Genomic DNA, 19,015 nt, shown 5'->3' on the forward strand with positions numbered 1-19,015 from the left:
AGCGCGGTCAACACTGGCTGTTTGCACGAAAGTACCATCCATGGTCTGGATTTTCCTTGACCGGGAAAGGATTGACATGGCCTTCTTTGAAGATCTTGCTGCTGCACTCGATGCCGAAGGGATCGAATCCCGAGGCGACGGTGACACCCTATTTGTTCCCATCACTTCAGAGCTGGAAATCCAGTTTGTTGAAATTGATCCGCTGCTTCCAGCGGCGAACGTGTACATTGCCAACTCGGATATTGATGAGGATGACAACACCTTCGAAGCGGTCCTTGTGAGCGTTGTGTTTTCCGTTGAGGACGCGGTGAAAGCCGTTGGCAAGCACATGGCAACCGACCAGATCGTCACCATCCTCAAAGACCTCATTGGCGGGACGGACGAACGGATCGCTGACCTCGATTTTCAGCAGAGCTACCTCGATCCGCATGTAGTTAGTACCCCGGTGGGGCAGGATTCGGTCATCCGCGTGGAGGTGGAAGCCGAAGACGATGTTGTTCCTGTTGCGGAGGTGTTCTTTATTGCTTACCCCGGCAACGTTGATGACGATATTGACGACGATGCCGAGATACTCGAGTTGGGGAAGTTCACCGACTTTGATCGGCTCTTCGACGCTTTATCACTGGCCGCGGATCAGGCTGAAGAGTGGGAGGCGCAGCTTCTCGCCTTCGATGATGACGACGATTTTGATGATTACCAGGACTTCGGCGAATCCTTCGAGGATGATCTGGAGAACGATTCCGAAGACGAGTAGTGAGTTATCGTGCTCACGAAGTGTGAGCGGATTTCCGCTGCACGTCTTATTAAGGCATGAAAAACTGCTGGTGGTGAATCGAACAAACAGAGGGGGTACCACCAGCAGTTAGTGTGCCAGGTGACTGCTCTGGAAATCGGGGGAGGGCAGCCACTGTGGCGCTAGTTAAGCTGCATTTCCCACCTCCTTGAATAGGGAGTCAGGGGAGGCTATGGGGTCAAAGGAAGAATCAACTAGCCAGCAATAGGTGGGAGAGGTTTCGCCACGGAGTTCTCGCACGCTATGGTCGGGCGCGTTGTGTGTGAAGCGTTCCACCCAGCTGTCTGCGTGCGCGGTGCTTACGGGACGCCCGGTTGGATCGCTAAAGCGGATGGTGACCAAATACGCGGGCAAGCGAGATTCCCCAAAACTCCGTACAGCGTCTCGCACCCGATCGCCGGCGCGGTGGCGGGTAATTGTCACAGCGAGTTCTGGCCCCTCAGGGGTGAGCGGGAGACGAACATGCGGGGGCCTCCAGCGGGGAATACCCCGCGCGAGCGACCGTGGATGGCGCATCGTGCTTCTGAAGGAATCTTGCGCATCTTCCATGTGGGAGTGGGCGGAGATTGCTGCAGAAGGGTTAGCTGAAGCGTGGCTTGCACGGAGTGACGTAGCTGCCAGTGGCTTCCTCGATGTGCGTTCCCCGTGAGGCTCCTTTTCGGTGGCGTTACCTTGGAAGCGCGCGAGAAACGATGGGGTGGTGAGAGCTGGCACTCGACGGTGGGCGGATTTGTTTGAGATGTGTGAAAGATTGAACATGCCCACACTCTAAAAAACGACGGTCACGCGGAAACGCACGGAAACGTCAAAATTAGAACACACATTCTAAAACGCGTAATTGTTCCTGGTGAGAGGTGTGGATATTTTTCTTGCTAGAAGTTATTTCTGGGATATGGTGGAGGGTGCGTATGAACCAGTGGCGTACACGTGTGCGACTTCCGCTGTGAAGCAGTGAGTTCTCATACTCGGACGGGAAGTGTAACGTTGTCGCCTGGTCTAAAAATAATAAGCAACCGCAGCCATCAACAAGCAGTGTCAATACATCGGCTGCTTGGTGACGGCAGAGTTTCTGGCTTTGTGTGGACTGTGGGGGAGGTTCGATAGGCCGGTATTGCGGGTGCATGGATGTAGGAGGCTAGACAGTGGCACGTGGCAAGAACGCTATACCGTACGAAATTTGGGTGCTGGTGGCTGCTGCGTTCATCATCGCCTTGGGCTTCGGCCTCATTGCCCCCATCATCCCGGAGTTCGCGCGTTCCTTCGACGTGTCGATGGCTGCGGCGAGCGCCATCGTCAGCGTATTTGCGCTGTCGCGCCTTATCTTCGCCCCCGCAACTGGCGGCATCATTGACCGTTTAGGCTCCCGCAAGGTGTACCTTACAGGACTCATCATCGTGGGCGTGACCACCGGCGCTATCGCCTTCGCTCAGGATTACTGGCACATGCTCCTGTGTCGCGCGCTGGGTGGCTTCGGTTCCACCATGTTCACGGTTTCAGCTATGGGGCTCATTGTCCGCTTAGCGCCACCGAATCAGCGCGGGCGTGCGAGTTCCCTGTATGCCACTGCCTTCCTCCTTGGCAATGTCCTAGGTCCTGTCATTGGCGCTGCGGCCTCCGCCATCGGTATGCGGGCACCGTTTTTCATTTACGGGACGGGTGTGCTGTTTTCGGCGGCTCTGGTGTGGAAACTCCTCGATCCCAAGAAGATTTCCGAGGTTGAGCATGCCAACGATTTTCCTCCGATGACGTTTGGCGAGGCGGTGAAGAGTTCCTCCTACCGTGCTTCGCTCGCCTCCGGGTTTGCCAACGGGTGGATCAACATTGGGTGTCGCGTGGCGATCCTGCCGTTGCTGGCAGCCAGCATGTTTGATAGGGGTGCGGCAGTGTCCGGCATTGCGTTGGCGGCGTTTGCCTTGGGGAACGCGGTTGCCCAGCAGTTTTCTGGACGCGGTGCTGACCGCATCGGCCGGAAGCCCCTCATCATGACGGGTCTTGTGGTTAACCTCGTATTCACTGGTTTCCTCGGCTGGTCGCAGGCCTTCTGGGAGGTGCTGGTGCTATCGCTCGTCGCCGGTGTGGGGGCGGGGATGCTCAACCCTGCCCAACAGGCTGTGGTGGCCGATGTTATTGGTAACAAGCGTTCAGGTGGAAAGGTGCTCGCCAACTTCCAGATGGCCCAGGATCTGGGGTCCATCATTGGTCCCGTGCTTGCTGGAGCCCTCGTAGATATCAGTGGCTACAAGGCTGCATTCACCTCCTGTGCGGTGGTTGGTTTGATTGCGACTATCGCCTGGCTGTGGGGACAGGAAACGCTCGCCAGCAAGGTGCACCGGAAGAACCGGATCGCACGGGAGAACAACAGCTAGTTCGTTACACGGCGTGCACTCGTATGTAACGTGCACTCGTATGTAAGGGGTCACATGGCAGGGGCGGCTACTGCGTGCTGCAACGCCGCGCGATACTACCGTGGTGGTAACCCATGTAGTGCACGCCCAGGGGCGTGGAGCTAGCTCGTGAGCGTATCCCTAAGTTTTTCCATTGCGGGGATATCCGCTGGTGCCCACCGCAGGTCACTTAGATCGGCTACCGGAACCCACTCGAGCGACTGGTGCTCACTGCGGGTTGGTTCCCCCTCCTCGATGGTGCACACGTACACGGAGAGGCTGATATCTCCGAAGTCGTAAGAATAGGGGGTGGTTGCCACGTGGCTTCTCACCTCGACAGAGATGTCGAGCTCTTCAAATAATTCCCGGGCCAGTGCCTCTTCTTCGGTTTCTCCTGGTTCTACTTTTCCGCCGGGGAATTCCCAGTACCCGCTCATTGCCCGGCCCGGGCCTCGTTGGGCGCAGAGGACCTCGATTGTGCCGTCGTTGTCGCGGATGATCGCGCCGCCGACGACCGGGAGGTAAGAGGTATAGGACACGGTGAAACCTGCCTTCATTGTGCGGTGTGTGACCCTTTCAAGCTTATTACCTCGGTGGTTTCTTCGTGGTTCCGGCAGGTCCACATGAGGTGACCGCAGTCAGATAGGCTCCCACACGTCCACCCGGCCTCGGTGCGGTGACAGGAATGGCGGGGAAGGGGGCGTCGACAAGCAAAAGCACCCCAGGTGAAACCTAGGGTGCCTGACACCGACTTCAACAACCGATGCCACGAGGGCCGGGCATGCATGCGGGCATCGTTAAGCGTTGCGGGCGTCGTTACCGTTGCGGGCGTCGTTACCGTTGCGGGCGTCGTTACCGTTGCGGGCAACGTGGCCGTCGCGTCAGTTGAACGGCGTAGCGGCGGTGGTGCTGTGCCCTCGGGGTTAGGACGAAGCCGACGGAGTCTCTGCCTCGGAGGCCGCGGCGTTGTTTCGGTGAAAGAGTGCGTACGCCACCGACATGATGACGACGAATCCCGCCCCCGCGGCCAGCGCGCTCCAGTACTCCTTCTCCCAGGCCATGATGCCAAACGTGAAGAGAATGAAAGCGATGGAGAAATACTGGCCATACGGCCAAAACGGTACGGGGAAGGCAAGCTTGGCCACGTCCTGTTTGCTCATCCCACGCCGAGAAGCGACGTGAGCGAGCAAAATCATAAGCCACACAAAAATCGTGGCGAAGGTGGCCAGGGCGGCAATCTTGGAGAACAACGACTCCGGAATGAAGTAGTTGAGCGCCACACCGATGATGAGCACTGCGATGAGGGTGCCCACCGTTGCCACCGGCACACCACGGCTTACCTTAGCCATAAACCGGGGCGCAAGACCGCGCTTGGCCATGCCCGTCATGACGCGCCCAGCACCGAACAGGTCGGAGTTGATGGCGGACAGCGCGGCGGTGATGACAACCACGTTGAGGAGAGTGGCCGCCCAGTTCACCCCGAGGGAGGAGAAAATCTGAACAAAGGGGCTCTCCTCACCGGTGATCGTCCGCCACGGGTTGATGGTGACAATAACGAAGATGGTGAGGACGTAGAACAGCAGGATCCGCACGGGAACGGTATTGACCGCCTGGGGAATGTGCTTTTCGGGGTGCTCAGCATCGCCTGCGGTGACGCCGATGATCTCCGTGCCACCGAACGCGAACAACACGAGGATGAAGGCGCTGACCATTCCGCCCGCGCCAGTGGGGAAAAAGCCACCGTCGTTCCACAGGTTATCGATGCCCACGTTGTGTGCGCCGTTGCCCAGGCCGAAGATGAGAATGAGCGCGCCACCGGCGATCATCGCCACCACCGCGGCCACCTTGACGATGGTGAAACCGAACTCCAGCTCGCCAAACCACCGCGAGCTGGCGAGGTTCGCCGCACCCACGATGAGAAGGGTGACGGCCACCCACACCCACGCGTCGGACTGCGGGAACCAGAACTTCATGTACGCGCCGATCGCGGTGAGATCGGCGAGACAGACGATCATCATCTCAAAGGCGTACATCCAGCCGGTGATGTATCCGGCCCAGCCGCCCAGGTGCTCCCGCGTGTACTCGGCAAAGGATCCGGACACAGGCAGCGCCACGGCCATCTCGCCGAGGGCGCGGAGCATGAAGTACACAACTACGCCGCCGAGGAGATAGACGAGGAGCACCGACGGGCCTGCGGCCTGGATCGCCCCGGCGGAGCCGTAGAAGAGGCCTGTGCCGATGGCGGAACCCAGCGCGATGAAATGGATATGTCGAGCATTGAGTCCACGAGTAATGGAGGACGCTGGCCTGGTTGAGGTTCGCGCAGTGGATTGCATTGAAGCCTGTTGGTTCATGTATGCACTTTCTAGCTCGTAAACGTATCCATGGCGGTGAGGCCACGAAGGCCCCACGGTAGCTCTGGTGAGAACCATGGAGGTGTCACACCGGGCGTGATGGGGCCATGTTCTCGTTGGGCCGTGTGCCGCCTGGCTGGCGCCGTCAGCTGCGTGCGCAGTGTGGTGGTAAGCCGAGCGACAGTCCCGTTAAGGAAATGTTATGTGCCCAACGTGGGAATTATCATACGTGGTAGGGGGTTGAATTGGCGAATTGGTACCGAGACTCCAGGTGAACAGCAGTGTTGCTGCGGCTTGGGACCGTCGCACGTGCCGTTGGGGGACGCGACGGGGCGGGACGAGTGGTGGAATGAGCGACTGTGTACGCGGTACTTTCAATTTTGCCGGTGAACGGCTAAAGTGGACGGGCAATGAGTAATCCCGAAAACGCCTCCGGCGGCGTAAACGAGCCGGACAACGTAATTTCGTCGGACACTCAGGAAACTTCGCATGGCGTCGCAGACGACACCGCACTCACCACATCCAGTGATTTCACCGAATCTGAAGCAATCTCCACAGATACTTCTGATGCTTTTGGTGACACCGCTGATAACGGTGAGGAGCGGCAGACGACGGAGCAGATCGATGATGAGTCAGTGGACACTGACTCTGCTGCTCCCTCCGAGTCTGACGATGAGGACGCCAGGGCTGCGGAAACTTCTGAGGGCACCGACTCCAACGACCTATCCTTTGACAAGCTAGGTTTGCCTTCAGACATCCTCGAAGCCGTAAAGAAGGTTGGCTTCGAAACTCCGTCCCCCATCCAGGCGCGCACTATCCCCGCGCTCATGGAAGGGCGCGACGTGGTGGGCCTGGCGCAAACCGGTACCGGCAAGACGGCGGCCTTTGCGCTGCCGATCCTCGCACGCATCGATAAATCCAACCGTACGCCTCAGGCGCTCGTGTTGGCGCCTACCCGCGAGCTGGCACTCCAGGTTGCTGACGCATTCCAGGAGTTCGCCGACCACGTGGGTGGCATCAATGTGCTACCCATCTACGGTGGTCAGGCCTACGGCATTCAGCTGTCCGGCCTGCGCCGTGGCGCACACATCATCGTGGGCACTCCGGGTCGTGTGATCGACCACCTGGAGAAGGGCTCGCTGGACATTTCTCACCTCGATTACCTCGTGTTGGACGAGGCGGATGAGATGCTCAACATGGGCTTCCAGGAGGATGTCGAGCGCATCCTCGAGGACACCCCGGAAAAGAAGCAGGTGGCACTGTTCTCTGCCACCATGCCCAAGGCGATCCTCCGCCTGTCTCAGCAGTACTTGGACGATCCCTACGAGGTGACCGTCAAGGCTGAGACGCGCACGAATACCAACATCACGCAGAAGTACCTCCACGTTGCTCACCGCAACAAGCTTGACGCGCTGACCCGTATTTTGGAGGTCACCGAGTTTGAGGCGATGATCATCTTCGTCCGTACCAAGTATGAGACGGAGGAGCTGGCCGAGAAGCTGCGCGCGCGTGGGTTCTCCGCCCAGGCCATCAACGGCGATATCGCCCAGCAGCAGCGCGAGCGCACCGTGGATCAGCTCCGCGACGGCCGCTTGGACATCCTGGTGGCCACGGACGTGGCCGCGCGCGGGCTCGACGTGGAGCGCATCTCTCACGTGCTCAACTACGACATCCCGCACGATACGGAGAGCTACATCCACCGCATCGGCCGTACCGGCCGTGCCGGCAGGACGGGCGAGGCCATCCTCTTTGTCACGCCTCGTGAGCGTCGGATGCTGCGCTCCATCGAGCGCGTCACCAACGCCACGCTGGAAGAGATCCAGCTGCCCACGGTGGATGAGGTGAACGAGTCCCGCAAGGAAAAGTTCGCTGACTCCATTACCGAGGCGTTGGAAGACACCCAGCTGGCGCTGTTCCGCAGCCTGGTCAAGCAGTATTCCGACGCGCACGACGTGCCGCTGGAGGATATCGCTGCAGCCCTGGCCGCGCAGGCGCAGTCCAATGAGGAGTTCCTTATGAAGGAGCCCCCGAAGGAGAAGCGCCGTGAGCGCCGTGACCGCGACGGCGGTCGCCGCGAACGTGATCATGGCCCGAGCCGCCCGGACAGCGATTTTGAGATTTACCGCCTCCAGGTTGGGCGCCGCGATCACGTGCGCCCCGGTGCGATTGTTGGCGCGATCGCCAACGAGGGTGGTTTGTCCAACCGTGATTTCGGCCGCATCGATATCCAGCAGAATTTCTCCCTGGTGGAGCTTCCCAAGGGGCTCGGCGACGATGTCCTCGATCGGCTCGCGGACACGGAGATCGGTGGTCGCAACATTGAGATCCGTCGCGATCCCGACGGCTACATTTCCCGCGGTGGTCGCGGGCGCGATGATCGCGGTAGCCGGGGCGGTCGCGGTGGCTTTGGTGGCCGCGGTCGCGGGCGTGACCGTGACGACCGTGGTGGTCGCGGTGGTTATGGCCGTGGCCGTGACCGCTACTAGGCCAACCCCGGTGTCACAGGTCGGCGAACGCGACTAAGAACCTCGTCGGCCTTAAGTAGCTGCAGCTACAACTCCATTTCAACTCGTGTGGGTGAGGATTTTTCAATTCTCACCCCGCGGGTTGTTTGCATTTCTACCGCCGGTGGCTTTGCACCAAAGAAGGAAAAACAGGTGGTAGCGGGTGCCTGGCAAATCCACCACTCGCGCTACACCACCTACTCCCCGTATCGTTGGCTCGTGCCGTCCAGGGATTCGGTAGGCCTGGAGAGCACCCAATTCGTGCATGTGGGCTAGGCTTTTGGCTATGAATGCAGGCGGTGAGAACACAGGCGCGCGTGTCACCGGTGGCGCGGACGAGTCCCGGGGTGAATCCACCTCGACCCGGCTAGATTACGTGGTTCCCACTGGTGGGAGCTCCATCCACCTGGTGCCCTCGGCAAGCGGGATGCGTCACCCGTTGGATCGGCGCAACCGTCTGCGCCGTGCGAGTTGGAAGCTCGTCTTGCGCAGGAGTTGGAATGATTTCATCTCGGATGCGCTCATGGATCGGGCCGCTGTACTCGCTTTCTTCATGTTTCTTACGGCCGCTCCTACCGTCCTTGCCGCGTACTCCATCGCCACGTTGATCTTCGCCCGCAACCGGGAGCAGGTGACCGATCTTACCCAGGAGGCGATTGGCAAGTACGTGCCGGGGGAGATTGCAGACGAGGTGCGCAGCGTAGTCGAGGTCATTGTTGGCTCCGCCGCGGGTGGCACGAGGGCGTTGATCCTGGCCGTGGTGATTGGCTTGTTTTCATCGTCTGCGTGGGTGCGCGCCTTTTCGCGCAGTGCGAATTTCATCTACGGGCGAGTGGAAGGGCGCAGTATCCTGTCCACGTGGGTGACGATGTGGGGGATCACGGTGGTCATGGTTGTCGGTGCCGTCACTATCATCGGGGCTTCCTTGTTGCGGGAGTCGGTGGTCCTTGCGGTTTTTGAACCCATCGCTCATCCTCTCGGGCTTGTCGACGAATTGAACTTCCTCACCAGCATTTTCCTCCCCATTTGGCGGTGGATCAGAGTGCCTGTCATCCTCGTCATTGCGTTGACACTGGTGGCGGTGCTGTATTACTTTGCCCCCAATGTGCGCCCCCGGCGTTTCCGCTGGCTGACGCTCGGGTCGGCGGTTGCCGTGTGCTGTGTCGGCATCACGTGGTGGCTGCTGGGCATGTACCTTCGCTACTTTGCCGGCGCGAGTGCCTACGGTGCCATCGGGACCCTGATCGCGGTGATCATCGCCTGCTGGGTGATGAACATCATCCTGGTGGTGGGGGTGAAGCTGGATGCCGAAGTACTGCGGGCGAAGGAGCTACAGGTGGGCTACAATTCCGAGCGGCATATTCAGGCACCGTCGCGGGCGACCGTGGCCGCCCGCAAGTATGTGCACAATCAGTGCACCCTCGAGCAGCAGGCCCGCGAGCTCAAACGCACCAGCTCGAAGGATGAGTCCCACCCGGAGTAATCGCGGAGCCCCGCAAGCCCTGCTGGGCGCAGAAAGCGCTCGGGCACCGTATAGCATCGCCGTCCCGAGAGAATCACAGCCCCGAGAGAATCACGGGCCCGATATCGCGCCGGGCCGGCTCAAGGCGCTCCCACCTTAGAGCCAACCGGAGGAAAGACCCTCTCGGATGGTGGAAACGACGGCGCCCTCGGCGTTGGAGCCGATCGTGTGAGAACACATGGCGGCAACTTCCGGGTGGGAGTTGGACATGGCAAATGATGTGCCCGAAGGAGCGATGAGACCGACATCGTTGAAGTAGTCGACGAAGCAGAACGTGTCCGCACGCGTGATGCCGAGCTCGCGCTGAATGAACTCCAGCCCCGTTCCTTTGTCCACTCCGCGGGGCATGATGTCGCACCAGTTTCCCGATGATTCCAGCACAGAAAGCTGCGGAAACCGGTCGGAGAAGTACCGCCACACGTCTGTGGCGGGGCCGTGGGGCCGGTACACGGACATGTTCACCACATCGTCGGTGACTGCGCTTTCCAGGTCCGGCACCACGCTCAAGTGAACGGTGTAATGCTCGAGGAAGTGGAGGAATTCGGGGTCACGAGGGGCGACCGTCTCCTCTGGGAAGTGAAAGATCTTCCACAATGGTTCGTCGAACTCATCGGCCGCCGCAAGGATGGAGTAAACGGTGTCCGCGCCAAGGTGATCGACCGTTTTCACGTCACCGTGGAGGCTCACCACACACCCGTTGCCGGCAAGGAAATAGTCCAGCTCTGGTGTTTCGCTCCCACGGGTAAACAGCCCCTCGAGGGTGGGGAGGGAGCGACCAGAGGCCGGAAGGAAGATAATGGACTCATCGTCGGCGCGGCGGGAATTCTCCGCCTCGATGTCGTCCATGAGCTGCCAAAACCCTTGGGGAAGGTGCCCCTCCGGGGTGAGGAGAGTCCCATCCATGTCGCAGGCGAGGAGTTTCACAGTTCACCCTCGTCTATGAGCTGCCGTAACACCGTGACAACGCCATTGTCCGCATTGGACGGGGCGATGTGCGCGGCGATGTCCTTGACATCCTGGTGTGCGTTTTCCATGGCGTAGGACGTTCCCGCCGCAGCGAGGAGCTCGTAATCGTTGAGATAGTCCCCAAATGCGAGGACGGAATCCCTGTTGATTTTGAGGCTGTCGCACAGATCGGAGATAGCGATTCCCTTGTGCACGCCAGGGGTCATGATGTCTGTCCAGTGTTGGCCGGAGGTGACCACGGTGAGTTCCGGGAGAATCTCGGACATGAGGGGTGTGGTGTTGTCCTCGGCGGAGGAAAAGTCATAGACAGCAATCTTGATCACTTTCTCTGTGGCGTAGCGATCAAGCTCGGGCGCGAGCTCCAGAGAACGGTAGTACTTGGAGCACTCGGCCAAGAATTCTTCGTCGCTGCGTGTGACATACGCCGTGTCCGGGTGGCACAGTACAAGCCCGAAGTTGGGATCATCGATCTGCTCCACCGCGCGCAGCAGGCGGGTGGTGTACTCCACGGGAATGGTGTGGGTGGCGATGATGCGTCCACGAACAGCGACGACGGCGCCGTTCTCCGCGATGAAGGAATCGGTGATTCCCTCGAATTGTGCGCGGAGGGTGGCGAGCTGACGTCCGGATGCGGGGACGATGGTCACTCCTTTCCCGATGAGCTCGTGGGCGAGCTCAGGAAAATCGGCGGGGATGGCACCCTCGGGGGTCAACAGTGTGCCGTCCATGTCCAAAGCGACGAGGCGAAAAGGCACCGCATTCCTTTCTGTTGTTCAAGTGGTCTGCCTGCTCATTGTCCACGTAAATGGTGAATCTATCAACGCGACGGTCCGCGCGCGTGAACGCAAACTGTGGCGTGGAGAGCCGACAGACGGATACGTCATCAGAGTACCTAAGGAGTGTGGTGTTGTCGTGCGCGCGTTCCCGTTTGCGTGTGCAGATGGGCGCGAGGAGCTGTCCGGGAGATAGAGAGGAACTCTTCGGAATGGAGAGGATCTCCGGGAGAAAGACATGAGCTCTTGAGAGAGGAGCTCCGGGAGACGAGAAAGAGCTCCGGGAGATGGAAAGGATCTCCTGGAGCAAGAAAAAGTAGCTGAGAATATAAAACGGGCACGTGCAGGAAATCCTGCGACGTGCCGCGCAAACTCGGGGAGGACGGCGGGAGCGGGCGTCCAATGGACGAGTTACTAGAAGAACATGAGGATTGCCGTTACAAACCACAGTGCGCAGAAGATTCCGCCCAGCATCGGCAGTCGCTTGGCTGCCGCACGCAAGTGGAAACCGGACAGGTCGACAGGGTCAGAGCCGGCTTCTGCGAGCCCCAGCTGATGGATGCATTTAGTTTGAAGCGGCAGAATGAGGAAGAAGAGGACAGCCCAGGCGATGATGGATAGGACAATCCCGGTGTGGATGAGGTAGTAAGACTTGTACGTGGCCCAGTCACTGACCATCACGGCGAAGCCCATGAGCGGGACAAGAAGGGAGCCGATGCCGTAGGTCCGCGTGATGGAGTGCAGCAGCCGGGTGGTGCCCTTGGCGCGATCCGAGCCGTTGTCGGCCTCCAGGGCGTACTTGTGGAAGGTTGACACTGCCACGGTCACCGGACCGAGGAAAAGAATTGCAGCAAGTACGTGGAGAACAGTAAAAACAGTTGTCATGGGTTTCATGCCTTTCGTTTGATTTGCGTCATGCCACCAAGGCTCGTTTTCCCAGCGACGATTCAGTGCTCCTGACCGCCATGTTGTGGTGGCACCTCGAGGACACCACTTTAGTGGCTAAGGTAGGAAATCTCGAATGATGCACTGGCGGCGGAGGACCCTTCGCTCCTGCTGCGGGAGCGGGAGTTGATACTCCCGTGCGACGAGTGCGACGCGTCTGGCGTACCAACATCTGCTCCACGAGTGTGGCGGCAACCACTGACTGGGCAGCTGATCGGACTTCGCTTGGTTTTGTGCGCGGGTGACGATGACGAGGTTGAGGGGATCGTTAGCAAACGCCAGACGTTTGTCCTCGGGCCACAGGTACGCCCCTAGATCCCACGCCGCCGATAGGGGAATGACGTGGTCGAGTTCCAACGCGCTGGTGGACGTAATCGGATCGCCCGAATACGGGTCCACTCCGTGCCCTCCGGTGATGTCGCACGTGGTAGAGGAGAGCTGGGCCCCTGGGATCGATGCCGCCTCGAGGTAATCGCGCACGGTACATGTGCCGAGCGGGCCCCAGCCCTCACCAAATTCCGCGCGTTCGTAGCCGAGGACGTGGCGCCTGGGCGGACCGACGGGCACGTGCCGCAAAGAAGCGCCCACCGCCGGAGGCGTTTGTGCAGCGGAAAGCCGCTGCAATGCTGGCGTGCGGTGGACGATCTGGAGATTGAGGTGCGGTGCGTGGAGAACCGCCGTGGGGGCTGTTGCAACCACCGTAAGAATGAGGGTGAGCGCGACAAGGAGGCGTCGAAAAGCTATCACACCCAATTAGACTGACCGACCCAGCCCAGAGGTTCCCGACGGCGACGACGGTCCCGACGTTTACGACGGTCCCAGGTTTGCGCCGTGGGGGAGGGTACCCTGGCGTGGGCTGCTCAGGTCGGGGGAATCCGGTTGGGGGCTACTTGGTCGTGTGGGCGTACTCACCGGTGACAGCGAGGTGCTGGGCTTGGTCAAACTCCTCCACAAGCCGGGCCGAGGGAGCCTTGGTTAAAAGCGACACAACAATGAGAACGATCGTCGCGCCGAGGAAACCAGGAACCATCTCGTACAACCAATCCCCCAGAGGCGAGTTGCCCCAGGCGAACACGATGACCGTGCCAGAAACCATGGCGGCGATCGCCCCCGGCGCCGTCAGGCGACGCCAGAACAACGAGGCGAGAATGACCGGCCCGAAGGCCGAGCCGAAACCGGCCCAGGCGAAGGCCACAAGGCTGAGGATTGAATCCCGCGGGGAGACCGCAAGGAGCGCGGCAATCACCGCAACCACCACCACGGCGGTGCGCGACAAGTTCATGAGCACCCCGTCGGACAGCTGCTTCTTGGTGATGATCTTGTACAAATCCTCAATGAGCGCGGAGGACACCACGAGCAGCTGAGAAGCCATGGTGGACATGATCGCCGCAAGCACCGCCGTCAGGACAAGACCGCCGATCAGCGGGTGGAACAACATCCGCCCCATGTCCAAGAAGATCGTCTCGTAGGAGGTCTGGTCGGTGATGGAACGCTCCGGGTAAGCACCGAAGTACACCGTGCCCATAAGCGCCGTAGCGGCAGCCCCAGTGCGCAAATGACCATCCAGAACACGGTGACAAACATGCCGGCGCGTGCCTCTTTGGGAGAGCGCAGTGCCATGAAGCGCACGATGATGTGTGGCTGGCCGAAATACCCCAACCCCCACGCCAGGTTGCCGATGATCGCAGCCGCGGAAATCCCGCTGAACAGGGAGAAGTAGGTGGGGTTGCCGTTCGGGTGCGGGCCGTACACATTGGAGGTGGCGTAGCTGAAGACATCGTAATCGCCATGGACCACGATGTAGGCACCCACCGGGACGATGACCAGAGCCCCAAACATGATGATTCCCTGCACCGCGTCCGTGTAGCTGACCGCCAGGAAGCCACCGATGAACGTGTAGGCGACGGTGACAATCGCAATGATAAGCATGCCATCCAGGTACGAACCGCCGAAGGTGGACTCGAAGTACTTGCCGCCGGAAACCATGCCACTGGAGACATAGAAGGTGAAGAACACCAGAATCACCAGGGAAGCGATGATGCGCAGGACGTGGGAAGAATCGTGGAGGCGGTTTTCCAAGAAGCTGGGGATCGTGATCGAGTTGCCGGCCACCTCCGTGTAGGCGCGCAGCCGCGGGGCGACAAGGCGCCAGTTGATCGCCGCGCCGATGCACAGGCCCACGGCGATCCACGATTCTGACAGCCCCGTGACAAACAGCGCGCCGGGCAGCCCCATGAGAAGCCAACCACTCATATCCGCGGCACCGGCCGACAGGGCGGCAACCACCGGCCCCAGCGAACGGCCAGCGAGCATGTACTCGTCGTAACGATCAGTTTGCCGGTAGCTCCAATAGCCAATAGCGAGCATGAGGAGCATGTACAAAATGATGGCGACAATGAACCAGGTGTGGTCTGTCATCGTGACGCTCATGGGCACAACCTTTCAGTTTTCCTCTCCACCTCCGGCGCTCCGAAGCGCGCGGTGAACCAGGCCTGTAGAAACGCTGCTGAAGTCAAGCGATCGTACTGTGCCCCTTGGTGCGGTGATACGGCTAAAACGGGGATTTTTACAAAGTATAGGTTTCGTTATAAAGGAAGAACATTTGTTGAGCAATGTATCACAGCAGGAGGGTGTGAAAACCAACTTTTGGCACATATGTTTGCCTACCGGGTGAGCAACGTGACCCCAACCTGGTACAAATATGTCTATGACCGCCTTCAAATTACACGGACTCTTCAGCTCCGATGCCGGGCTGCGTCTCTGGATTGAACGGGAGGCGGGCCACAAGGTGGTGACCCCGGAAAAGGTTCCTGAGCAGACATTTCCCCCCGCCATTGAGAATTTGGTCAACCGTCACACCTTTAACCGAGGGGCCAAGGTAGTTCTCCTCACACCAAAGGAAAATCAGGCCTCACTCCTCATCCCCACCGCGGCACTGGCACCCAAGGAAGCCGTCCCGTTTTTAGAGGAGGTCTACGCCGCTGGGATAAGTAGGGGAAACACGAAGGACCAGAAGGACTCCCTCGCGCCTGACCTGTGGTGGCTGGCGCTCATGGTCGTGGGGCTGAGGAGGTTCGTCGAAGCCGGGCGCGTGGTCATCCGCTGCTCGTGGGACGAGGACGCGTGGTGGCCGGAGTGGGAGCTCACGCGCTCGGTGGAGGTGCGCACGTGGCTGTCTGCCATGCAGGCCTCCGCGCCGGGAGTACTCATTTTTAACGGTCCCAATGATCTCGCCGAGGTGGTGGCTAACAGGTGGGTGCACTGGATCACCAACGCGGTGCTTGAGGAGGAGGCCAACAAACCTCGCCCGTATGACTATCACCCATTCATCCGGGCGCTGTTGGGGAGCACGCCACTGGCCCGGTTCACGCCACGGGTGGTCTCAGCCCTCAACAAGTGGAAAGACAGCCTCCGCTCCACGTCCGTTTCCATGGTGTTTATGGTGGATGAAGGCGATGCGGACAACGCGGACGAGGCCCGCTGGGTGATCCGCAACCGCGTGCGGGAGGGGGAATCTGGTTGGTCGCCGGTGCGGGTGGGCCAATACGATAGCGGTACCAAGCAGCGCCTGCACGCCTTGCTGGACAAGGCGTGTAGACTTTCCTCGCTCATCGATCCCACCCGCCACGGCAGGGGGCTTGCTCGCACGCTGGACGATGGCGATTGGGATGTGGAGCTTTCCACCGAGGAACTGGTTGAGTTTGTTAATTCTGACGTTGACCTGCTCAAGGCGGCCGGTTTCGAGGTGCTGTTTCCCCGGGCGTGGACGGCGGGGAAGGTCACCGCGAAACTCAAGACACGTGCCTCGGACGAGGCGGAAGTCCGCGGTCGCGCCAACTTCGGCCTGGACAACCTCGTGGCCTACGATTGGCACCTCTCGGTGGGGGACACCGAGCTTTCCGACGAGGAAATGCGTGAGCTCATCCACACCAGCACCGGCCTGGTGAAGATCCGCGGGACGTGGGTCAACGTCGAGGGCACCTCGTTGAAAAAGGTGCGCGAGTACATGGCGGAGCTCGCGGGCTTTGACCTCGATTCATTAAACGCTGAGGTTGAGAAACTGGCCGATAGGCTCTTTGAGTTGGAGCTCGACCCCGATTCTGATCCGAGTGTGGTGGAGGAGGTCCGCCGCAAGCTGGACGCTGCGCGGGAAGAACTCGAGCGGGCCCTGTCGGCTGACAACGTTCAGGGCGAGAGCTCCCTGGAAAGAATGCGCGCGCTCGCGCTCCAGGAGGCGAACAACAAAGACCTAGAGTTTACGGGTAACTCCTGGACGGCCTCGCTGCTTGGTTCCGGGGTCCACGTAGCACCGGAACCCGTGGCAATCCCCCCTACGGTCACGGCAACGTTGCGGCCCTACCAGAGCCGCGGGGTGGATTGGTTGCACTGGATGTCGCAGATGAACCTCGGGGCTGTGCTTGCCGACGACATGGGGCTGGGCAAGACCCTCCAGATTCTTACGCTCCTGGCCATAGAATTAGACCGGGATCCGGAGCGTCCGCCGACGCTCGTCATTGCCCCCACGAGCGTGATCAGCAACTGGAAGGCGGAGGCCGCCAAGTTTGTCCCCTCGCTTCGCGTTGCTCTCCACCACGGGGCCAAGCGGAAGTCAGGCGACGAGCTGCGCGAGCAGGTGGACAAGCTCGATGTCCTCGTTACCTCGTACGGCACCGTGGCTAAGGATTTCATGGATCTCGCCCGACTGCAGTGGGATCACGTGGTAGCCGACGAGGCCCAAGCGATTAAGAACACCGCGACGGTGACCCACAAGGCCGTGCGGTCCATCCACGCCCGGCAGCGCATCGCGTTGACCGGCACCCCCGTGGAGAACAGGCTCTCAGAGATGCGCGCGATCCTTGACTTTTGTAACCCCGGGATCTTGGGGTCGGCCACTTTCTTCCGCAACCACTTTGCCAAGCCGATCGAACGCGAAGATGACGGCTCGCTGGCCGAGCGCTTCCGGGCGCTCACCGCGCCGTTCATCCTCAGGCGGCTGAAAACGGATCCGGCCGTTATTGACGAGCTGCCAGAAAAGTTCGAGCAGGTCATAACCGTGAAGCTGACCAAGGAGCAGGCCGCGCTGTACCAGGGGTACGTCAACGACGTGCAGCGTAAGTTGGAGGAACAAAAGATGGGCGGCATCGAGTACAAGGGGATTGTGCTGGCATCGCTGACCAAGATCAAGCAGATTTGCAACCACCCGGCCCACTTCCTGGGCGACGGCTCGCCCATGACGCACCGTGGCAGGCACCGCTCGGGCAAGGTGGAAAAGCTCATGGAGATAGTGGATAACGCGCTCGTGTCCGGGCGGCGGGTGCTCATCTTCACCCAATACCGTGTTTTTGGCACCATGCTGCAGGAGTACCTCGCGGAAAGAACAGGCCATGATATCCCGTTCCTCCACGGTGGTGTGCCGCAAAAGAAGCGCGACCAGATGGTGCAGGCGTTCCAATCCGAAGGCGGCCCGCCGATCTTCATTCTTTCGTTGAAGGCGGGCGGAACGGGACTCAATCTGACCGCCGCCACGGAGGTGGTCCACATGGACCGGTGGTGGAACCCGGCGGTGGAGAACCAGGCGACCGACCGGGCCTACCGCATCGGCCAGCGAAGCGATGTGCACGTGTACAAGATGGTTGCAGCGGGTACGTTGGAGGAACAGATCCAGCGGGTACTGGAATCAAAAACGGAGCTCGCCGGGGCCGTAGTGGGCACGGGCGAAGGCTGGATCACCGAGCTCAACCCGCAGCAACTCAGCGAGCTGATGAGCTACCGCAGCGAGGCAGAAAGGACTGCACAGGATGTCCAAAGATTCTGAGCCCTCGTCGGGCCTGCCCGATTCCAAGAAGAGGCGGCGCACGAAAGGCAACGTGATCTACGCCAATTTCCGTGGCAGCAGGAAGATGAACAACGCCAAGAACTTCCTGGCAGGCATGGCGGCGGCGAAGGCTGCCTCTCCGGTGGATGAGCTTCACCAGCCGTTGGCAAAGTTCGTGATGGAGGCTGTGGAACAGGAGGCGGACCCCGGACGGTTCGTGCGGGGCATGGATTACTCGAGAACCGGTCACGTTCTTCCCTCCCTCCGCTTTGATAACTCCGCGGTGCACGCCTATGTCACGGGGTCGCAAAACGAGCCGTTTGAGACAACGATCATTTTCCCGCGCCGCTCACCCGATGAGATCGCCCAGCTCATAGAGATCCTGGCCGCCCGTCCGATGCTCCTCCACGAGGGCACCATTGACGGTGAAATCCTCGGCATCGTCGCGGCGTACGAGACGTATGACATGAGGTATTCCTGCACCTGCCCGGACTTCTTTAACGCGTGCAAGCATGTGGTTGCCGTCGCGCATCAGCTCGCACTCATCCTCGACGCGGACCCGAACAAGATTTTTGAAATTCGTGGTATCGATCTGACTGAGCTCGAGCGGGCGGTGTCCTCCTCCGTGGCGCAGCTGTCCAAGCGGCGCGCCGTGGAGAGCTCGGAGCGGTTCTGGGAGGGTGGTCCGTTGCCCGATCTGCCCACCCCACGCAAGGCTCTCGCTATCCAAGACGGCGATGACACCTACCTCCATCAGGCGTTTAGAGAGATTTCCTACTCCGCCATCGATGAGATGCGGGCCGTCAGCGACCTGGAGGATCTCTACTACGCGCTGGGCGACAGCGGCGACGACACTCAGTAGCGCCTACGAGAAGCACCAACGGCTATCGCAACGAGGCGAGCCCTAGCCGACATTGAGCCGGCTTCTGTGGGACACGGTGAACAGGAAACCTCTGCGC

At 60.2% G+C, this 19,015-nt stretch carries 12 protein-coding genes and 1 pseudogene; 6 read left to right on the forward strand and 7 right to left on the reverse strand.

What is annotated here, in order from left to right:
* The first annotated feature begins 76 nt into the window (after window positions 1–76).
* Both HMPREF1219_RS01295 and HMPREF1219_RS01300 read left to right on the forward strand, forming a co-directional pair.
* Window positions 77–754: a hypothetical protein gene (locus HMPREF1219_RS01295; protein ID WP_016457199.1), complete on the forward strand. Its 678-nt coding sequence runs from the start codon at window positions 77–79 to the stop codon at window positions 752–754.
* Between the two features lie 1,181 nt (window positions 755–1,935).
* Complete coding sequence (locus HMPREF1219_RS01300; protein WP_016457201.1) at window positions 1,936–3,159, forward strand: MFS transporter; 1,224 nt, start codon at window positions 1,936–1,938, stop codon at window positions 3,157–3,159.
* A gap of 140 nt (window positions 3,160–3,299) precedes the next feature.
* On the opposite strand, the gene HMPREF1219_RS01305 is transcribed toward HMPREF1219_RS01300, so the two are convergent.
* Both HMPREF1219_RS01305 and HMPREF1219_RS01310 read right to left on the reverse strand, forming a co-directional pair.
* Complete coding sequence (locus HMPREF1219_RS01305; RefSeq protein WP_016457202.1) at window positions 3,300–3,734, reverse strand: (deoxy)nucleoside triphosphate pyrophosphohydrolase; 435 nt, start codon at window positions 3,732–3,734, stop codon at window positions 3,300–3,302.
* A gap of 366 nt (window positions 3,735–4,100) precedes the next feature.
* Complete coding sequence (locus tag HMPREF1219_RS01310; protein ID WP_016457203.1) at window positions 4,101–5,513, reverse strand: amino acid permease; 1,413 nt, start codon at window positions 5,511–5,513, stop codon at window positions 4,101–4,103.
* 428 nt (window positions 5,514–5,941) lie between these two features.
* Here HMPREF1219_RS01310 and HMPREF1219_RS01315 point away from each other — a divergent pair, with 428 nt between their 5' ends.
* Window positions 5,942–8,017, forward strand: a complete 2,076-nt coding sequence (locus HMPREF1219_RS01315) for a DEAD/DEAH box helicase (protein ID WP_016457204.1) — start codon at window positions 5,942–5,944, stop codon at window positions 8,015–8,017.
* A gap of 304 nt (window positions 8,018–8,321) precedes the next feature.
* Window positions 8,322–9,518, forward strand: a complete 1,197-nt coding sequence (locus HMPREF1219_RS01325; protein ID WP_016457205.1) for a YihY/virulence factor BrkB family protein — start codon at window positions 8,322–8,324, stop codon at window positions 9,516–9,518.
* A gap of 135 nt (window positions 9,519–9,653) precedes the next feature.
* Here the strand turns inward: HMPREF1219_RS01325 and HMPREF1219_RS01330 are convergent, their stop codons facing one another.
* The 5 genes and pseudogenes from HMPREF1219_RS01330 to putP form a co-directional block, all read right to left on the reverse strand.
* Window positions 9,654–10,481 carry an HAD family hydrolase gene (locus HMPREF1219_RS01330; protein ID WP_016457206.1) on the reverse strand — a complete coding sequence of 276 codons (828 nt, stop codon included), beginning with the start codon at window positions 10,479–10,481 and terminating at the stop codon, window positions 9,654–9,656.
* Complete coding sequence (locus HMPREF1219_RS01335) at window positions 10,478–11,278, reverse strand: Cof-type HAD-IIB family hydrolase (protein ID WP_016457207.1); 801 nt, start codon at window positions 11,276–11,278, stop codon at window positions 10,478–10,480. Before HMPREF1219_RS01335 ends, HMPREF1219_RS01330 begins: the two co-directional genes overlap by 4 nt.
* A gap of 432 nt (window positions 11,279–11,710) precedes the next feature.
* A complete protein-coding gene (locus tag HMPREF1219_RS01340; RefSeq protein ID WP_016457208.1) occupies window positions 11,711–12,181 on the reverse strand; it encodes a hypothetical protein in 471 nt (156 codons plus the stop codon).
* Window positions 12,182–12,298: 117 nt separating this feature from the next.
* Window positions 12,299–12,988, reverse strand: coding sequence for an HNH endonuclease family protein (locus tag HMPREF1219_RS01345; protein ID WP_245554364.1), 690 nt, complete (start codon window positions 12,986–12,988; stop codon window positions 12,299–12,301).
* 139 nt (window positions 12,989–13,127) lie between these two features.
* Window positions 13,128–14,671: pseudogene (gene putP / locus HMPREF1219_RS01350) on the reverse strand (sodium/proline symporter PutP).
* Between the two features lie 277 nt (window positions 14,672–14,948).
* On the opposite strand from putP, the gene HMPREF1219_RS01355 reads away from it, so the two are divergent.
* The gene (locus HMPREF1219_RS01355) at window positions 14,949–18,056 is read left to right on the forward strand and encodes a DEAD/DEAH box helicase (protein ID WP_016457212.1); all 3,108 of its coding nucleotides are present in this window, start codon (window positions 14,949–14,951) and stop codon (window positions 18,054–18,056) included.
* Window positions 18,040–18,918: an SWIM zinc finger family protein gene (locus HMPREF1219_RS01360; protein WP_016457213.1), complete on the forward strand. Its 879-nt coding sequence runs from the start codon at window positions 18,040–18,042 to the stop codon at window positions 18,916–18,918. The genes HMPREF1219_RS01355 and HMPREF1219_RS01360 overlap by 17 nt, the downstream gene beginning before the upstream one ends.
* Window positions 18,919–19,015 lie beyond the last annotated feature (97 nt).

Source organism: Corynebacterium pyruviciproducens ATCC BAA-1742, from assembly GCF_000411375.1.
GTDB lineage: Bacteria > Actinomycetota > Actinomycetes > Mycobacteriales > Mycobacteriaceae > Corynebacterium > Corynebacterium pyruviciproducens.